5 protein-coding genes and 1 pseudogene are annotated in these 6,546 nt (G+C 40.9%); all 6 read left to right on the top strand.

Features of this window, described 5'->3' with window-relative positions; all coding sequences use genetic code 11:
* Positions 1-219: 219 nt before the first annotated feature.
* Positions 220-780: a TlpA family protein disulfide reductase gene (locus QEZ38_RS01735; protein WP_281334825.1), complete on the top strand. Its 561-nt coding sequence runs from the start codon at positions 220-222 to the stop codon at positions 778-780.
* Positions 781-789: 9 nt separating this feature from the next.
* Positions 790-1,905, top strand: coding sequence for a peptide-methionine (R)-S-oxide reductase MsrB (gene msrB / locus QEZ38_RS01730; RefSeq protein ID WP_281334824.1), 1,116 nt, complete (start codon positions 790-792; stop codon positions 1,903-1,905).
* A gap of 160 nt (positions 1,906-2,065) precedes the next feature.
* Positions 2,066-2,968, top strand: a pseudogene (locus QEZ38_RS01725) (ZmpA/ZmpB/ZmpC family metallo-endopeptidase); the annotation flags it as partial.
* 133 nt (positions 2,969-3,101) lie between these two features.
* Positions 3,102-4,823 carry an aminodeoxychorismate synthase component I gene (gene pabB, locus QEZ38_RS01720; protein ID WP_281334823.1) on the top strand — a complete coding sequence of 574 codons (1,722 nt, stop codon included), beginning with the start codon at positions 3,102-3,104 and terminating at the stop codon, positions 4,821-4,823.
* On the top strand, positions 4,824-5,438 hold the full coding sequence (locus tag QEZ38_RS01715) for an alpha/beta fold hydrolase (RefSeq protein WP_281334822.1): 615 nt from the start codon (positions 4,824-4,826) through the stop codon (positions 5,436-5,438).
* A 49-nt stretch (positions 5,439-5,487) separates the two neighbouring features.
* Positions 5,488-6,447, top strand: coding sequence for an ROK family glucokinase (locus QEZ38_RS01710; RefSeq protein WP_281334821.1), 960 nt, complete (start codon positions 5,488-5,490; stop codon positions 6,445-6,447).
* The last annotated feature ends 99 nt before the right edge of the window (positions 6,448-6,546 follow it).

Here is a 6,546-nt window from a genome sequence, read left to right as displayed (position 1 = left end):
ATGGGACTTTTTTTCTACAACAAAATAGGCTCCATAATTCCTATGGTGGTTTTACCCACTACAGAAATTATAGAGCCCTTATTAGCAGGTGGGAGTTTTTGTAATCAAGAAGATTATTGATTTTCCAAACAGATTCTAAGTATTTTTAGCAAGGTAGGTATATAATAGAACTACAAAGTAAATATCTATATTCATATAACAAAAAAGAAGGTGATGAAGATGAAAAAATGGCAAGCAACTGTATTGGTCTGCACTAGTCTGTTTTGTCTATCAGCTTGTAAAAATCAGACGACGAGCGAAGCTGATAAGCAAAATGGAGACAAAAATGCACAAGTTAGTTCTCAAAATGCAAAACAAGGAGAAGCAGTTCCAGACTTTGAGCTTATGGGAGTTGATGGGAAAACCTATCGCCTATCAGATTATAAGGGCAAAAAGGTCTATCTCAAATTTTGGGCATCTTGGTGCTCTATTTGTCTAGCTAGTTTACCTGATACCGATGAACTGGCAAAAGAAGCTGGCGATGATTTTGTAATTTTGACAGTTGTTTCTCCTGGTCAAAAAGGAGAGCAAGCAGAAGAAGCCTTTAAAAAATGGTATCAAGGTTTGGACTATAAAGATTTACCAGTATTGCTAGACCCTTCGGGACAACTTTTGGCGAGTTACGGAGTTCGTTCTTATCCGACTCAAGCCTTTATTGATAAGGAAGGTAGACTCGTTAAGACCCAGCCAGGCTTTATGGACAAGGAAACTATTTTACAGACGCTAAAAAGCATAGATTAGAGGCTCATCATGAATGATAAATTAAAAATAATTGTATTCATAGGAATCATCATTTGCATTATTATTGGAATTCTATTTCTTTTGGAAAAAAGGAGCGCAAGCTACACAGATACCACTCAAATTGAGAAGGCAGCAGTTAGTCAAGGGCAAAAAGTCACGAAAAAAATTCAACCAAGTAAAGATGCTGACTTACATGAAATCTATCTAGCAGGAGGTTGTTTCTGGGGAGTCGAAGAGTATTTTTCACGAGTAGCGGGTGTGACAGATGCGGTCTCTGGCTATGCAAATGGTAGAGGAGAAACAACCCAGTATGAATTAATCGGCCAAACCGGGCATGCAGAGACTGTTCATGTAACCTATGATGTCAATCAAATCTCTTTAAAAGAAATTTTGCTCCATTATTTCCGCATTATCAATCCAATCAGTAAAAATAAGCAGGGAAATGATGTGGGGACTCAGTACAGAACAGGAGTTTACTATACAGATGAGAAAGATTTAGAAGTCATCAATCAAATTTTTGACCAAGTTTCTAAGAAGTACGACCAGCCTCTGGCGGTTGAAAAGGAAGCCTTAAGAAACTTTATTGTGGCTGAGGACTACCACCAAGACTATCTCCAGAAAAACCCTAATGGATATTGTCATATCAATGTCAATCAAGCAGCCTATCCTGTTATTGATGCAAGTAAATATCCAAAACCGAGTGACGATGAATTGAAAAAACTTTTGTCTCCAGAGGAGTATGCCGTGACTCAAAATGGTCAAACAGAACGTGCCTTTTCAAATCGTTACTGGGATAAATTTGAAGCAGGTCTTTATGTGGATGTTGCGACTGGCGAACCTCTCTTTTCTTCGAAAGATAAATTTGAATCGGGTTGTGGTTGGCCAAGTTTTACCCAGCCGATCAGTCCAGATGTTGCGACCTATAAGGAAGACAAGTCATACAATATGGTCAGAACGGAAGTCAGAAGTCGAACAGGGAATTCTCACCTAGGACATGTCTTTACAGATGGACCTCAGGACAAGGGAGGTCTACGCTATTGTATCAATAGTCTATCCATCCATTTTATCCCAAAGGATCAAATGGAAGAAAAGGGCTATGGTTATTTGTTGGATTATGTTGAGTGATTTTGAGATTATTAAAAAGTGTTTACTAGAAATATATTTTAATTCATAAGAAGTGTAGAATTTGGATTTTAGAAGCGGTTGGGCAATTTAATCGAACGTGTTGGAATCACTCCTGAAAATTTTTGATTTTGAAAACAAGTAAGGTGAAAGCTATCAGGGTGAATATGGCGCTCTCGGGCTCAACATGGCTTATATGCGACCAAATGATGGGGACCAATGGTACAATCCAGATCCAACCAAGTTGCAAACACGCCAGCAGATTGACCACTACATGAAAGGTTATAATGAGGCCTTGATGCTTCTAGATTATCTGGAAGGGGAACGAGTCCTCGCTAAGAATGATCTGGCTTTGAAGAAGGCTTGGTTCAGCAAGATGACCAAGCAGATGCGCTATCAGGATCAGGATAATAAACTCCTTGCTCCAAACCAGTGGGACTATGTCCGTCCATTGACAGATGACGAAGCCAAGACTCAGCTAAATTCTGTGGATGATTTAATCAAAAATAACATCATCACCAACAGGCATTATCAGGGAACTTACCGACCAGAAGACCTCAAGACAGCTTATGTCAATGTCAAGATGGTGGATGCTATCTACGGTGGAAATACAAGTCAGGGAGCTCCTGGAGCCATCTCCTTCAAGCATAATGCCTTCCGTATGTGGGGTTATTATGGTTACGAAAATGGTTTCCTAGGATATGCTTCTAATAAATACAAAGATGAGGCGCTGAGCGAGGGGCATGATACACTTGGCGATGATTTCATTATCCAGAAGGTTTCGAAAGGCAAGTTCCAGAACTTGGAAGAATGGAAGAAGGCTTGGTTTGACGCTATTATTGCCAAGGCAAAACGAGGAATCCATAGTTTTGAAATTGATGGTCAGCAAATTGATTCTTATGAGAAATTGCAAGACTTGTTTGACCAAGCAGTAGAAACGGATTACCGAAACTTCAAGTATGGAGGCTCAGTTGCCAACTATACAGTAGCTCTGAAGAAAAAAGTCTTCCAAAAACTATTGCAGGTCACAGATGCCTTTTCATCTGAACTCTTTCCTAAAGGATAGATAAAAAGTCGGTGTGATAAAAGAGAATGCTATGTTCAGATTTTCTTAGAAAGTGACATCTACTTTATCATTCTCAAAGAATAAAATTGCCAGATCTCCTGTTGGGGTCTGGCTTTTATGGTATACTTAGGATATGCATAGAAAAACAGTGATTGATTTTAGGGTTTTGGGGGAGCGATACACCTTTACCCAGCCTATCAAAGAGTTAAAAACAAGAAGATTAGCAGAAGTGGCAGACCTGCTGGCACAAGTGGAAAGCTACCAAGAGCAAGGCTATTATGTGGTGGGCTATGTCAGCTATGAGGCTGCGCCTGCTTTTGAGGAGAAGTTGGCGGTTCACGAGGGTCCCTTGTTAGGAGAGTATTTGCTTTACTTCACTGTTCATAACAGTGTTGAAACATCTAACATTCCTCTGACTTATGAGGAGGTGGAGTTGCCATCAAACTGGCAGGAAGTAACTTCTGCAGAGGACTATGAAAAGGCTATTGCCCAGATTCACCATCATTTAAGACAAGGAGATACCTATCAGGTCAACTATACGGTTCAACTCAAGCAGGAGTTGTCTGCCAATCCTTTTGCTATCTACAATCGTATGGTTGTCGAGCAGGAAGCGGGTTACAATGCCTATGTTGAACATGACGACATGGCAGTGATTTCCATGAGTCCAGAACTCTTTTTTGAGCAAAATGGTCGTGAGTTGACAACTCGCCCTATGAAGGGGACGACTAAACGGGGTTTGAACGACGTTGAAGACTTGAAGGAAGCGGCTTGGTTGGAGCAGGATCCCAAAAATCGTTCAGAAAATATGATGATAGTGGACCTCTTGCGTAATGACATGAACCGTATTTCTGAGGTTGGTAGTGAGCATGTGGAGCGTTTATGCCAAGTAGAACAGTATTCAACGGTTTGGCAGATGACTTCGACCATCAAGAGTCAGTTACGACCAGATGTTGACCTAGTTGAAATTTTCCGATCGCTCTTTCCATGTGGCTCCATCACAGGAGCTCCCAAGATAGCGACCATGGAAATTATCAAGAACTTGGAGCAACAAGCTAGAGGAGTTTACTGTGGAACTGTTGGACTCTTGCTTCCTAATGGACGACGGATTTTTAATGTGGCTATTCGAACCATTCAACTGCATGGAGGGCAAGCCATCTATGGTGTCGGAGGTGGCATCACTTGGGATAGTACTTGGGAAGCAGAATACCGTGAAGTCCAGCAAAAGGCAGCTGTTCTTTATCGCAAACAGCCTCGTTTTCAACTGATTACGACAGGAAAAATCAGCCAGAAAACCTTGCTCTTTGAAAATCAACATCTAGAAAGACTGCGAAAGGCTAGTCGTTATTTTGCCTTTCCATTTGATGAAGATAGTTTGAGACAAGAAATAGAGAAGGAGTACCAGTCTTGTGACATACGTCAAGATTATCGGATACGAATCAGTCTCAGCAAGTCTGGAGAAATAGAAATTGATCGACAAGTATTGACACCGCTTAGCTCTAGTTTTTGTCAGGCCAAGCTTTGTCAGCAAGAAGCTGATTTGGAGCAGGCCTTTACCTACTTTAAGACGACACATCGACCGCATTTGACAATGGGAGAGCAGGAAATCATCTATCACACTGCTGATGGAAAATTGCTTGAAACCTCTATTGGCAATCTGGTCTTAAAAATGGATGGCAAGCTCTATACACCTCCTAGTCAGCTAGGCCTGTTACCAGGGATTTATCGTCAACACTTGCTTGAAAATGGGCAAGTAGAAGAGAAGGTCTTAACCATAGAAGATTTGAAGCAAGCAGAAGTCATTTATGCTTGTAATGCAGTAAGGGGCTTATATGAGTTGTCAGTAGGGGAGAACTAAATGAAACTAATATTTTTACATGGCCTAGGTCAGTCAGCAGATAGTTGGAAAGAAGTTCAGGATTTACTGGCAGATTATCCTTCTGAAGCCCTAGACTTATTTCCTTCCAGAGTTGCTACCTACCAAGAAGCTAAGGAGCGCATTTATCAGCGCTTAACAGTGGAAACAGAACCTTTTGTCCTAATCGGTTTGTCCTTAGGGGCTGCCCTTGCATTGGAGCTTTCAAGTTATGATATACCAAATCTTCAGGCCTTGGTTTTGTCAGGTTGCCCACTGAAACTAGCAGGTAACATCCCTTTTTACATTCAGTTGCTGATATTTAAATTGCTTCCAAAAAGGATATTTGAGAAACAGGGAGCAGATAAAGCTCTTATGGTTGGAGTTTCTGAGGAATTAAAAACACTTGATTTAAGAGAGATTGCAAGGAATTGTCCCTATTCAAGCTTGTTAATTTGTGGTAGTCAGGATAAGCCTAATCTCAGTTCAATGAAAGCTATTCAAGAACTGATGCCAGATTCCCAGTTTCAGATCATTCCTGAGGGACCTCATGTCTTGAATAAGGCAAAACCAAAAGAGTTTGCAGAAATAACTAGAAGTTTTCTTGAATTGCTGTAACAAGTTTGATAAAATAATAAAGAAGTGATAAATCATAAAGGAGATAAAAATGAGTCAAAAAATTATTGGGATTGACCTTGGTGGGACTTCTATCAAGTTCGCTATTTTAACGCAAGAAGGAGAAATCCAAGAAAAATGGTCTATTAAGACTAACATTTTGGATGAAGGAAGCCATATCGTAGACGATATGATTGAAACTATTCAACACCGTTTGGGCTTGCTTGGATTGTCTGCTGAAGATTTCCGTGGAATTGGTATGGGGTCACCTGGTGTGGTTGACCGTGAAAAAGGGACTGTTATCGGTGCCTACAACCTCAACTGGAAAACTCTTCAACCAATCAAAGAAAAAATGGAAAAAACCTTGGGGATTCCATTCTTTATCGACAATGACGCCAACGTGGCAGCTCTTGGTGAGCGTTGGATGGGTGCTGGTGACAACCAACCAGATGTTGTTTTTATGACACTTGGTACAGGTGTTGGTGGCGGTATCGTAGCAGAAGGTAAATTGCTTCACGGTGTTGCAGGTGCTGCTGGTGAGCTTGGCCATATCACTGTTGACTTTGACCAACCAATCGCATGTACGTGTGGTAAAAAAGGCTGTCTTGAGACAGTAGCTTCAGCGACAGGTATCGTTAACTTGACTCGTCGTTACGCAGATGAATACGAAGGCGATGCAGCCTTAAAACGCTTGATCGACGACGGTGAAGAAGTAACTGCTAAAACTGTCTTTGATTTGGCAAAAGAAGGAGACGACCTTGCCTTGATCGTTTACCGTAACTTCTCACGTTACTTGGGTATTGCATGTGCCAACATCGGTTCTATCCTAAATCCATCAACAATCGTTATCGGTGGTGGTGTATCGGCTGCAGGAGAATTCCTTCTCCAAGGCGTGCAAAAGGTTTATGATGAAAATACCTTCCCACAAGTACGTACATCTACTAAATTGGCTCTTGCAACTCTAGGAAATGACGCTGGAGTTATCGGAGCAGCATCACTTGTCTTGCAATAAATAAACATAAAAAGGAGAAAATTGCTTTCTGTAAGCGAGTGATTTTCCTCCTTTCTTTTTTTATGCTATACTAGTTAAGACAATGAATGAGGTGATAGC

It is taken from the genome of Streptococcus taonis, assembly GCF_029948085.1.
GTDB lineage: Bacteria > Bacillota > Bacilli > Lactobacillales > Streptococcaceae > Streptococcus > Streptococcus taonis.
This window is presented reverse-complemented; position numbering and strand designations above follow the sequence as displayed.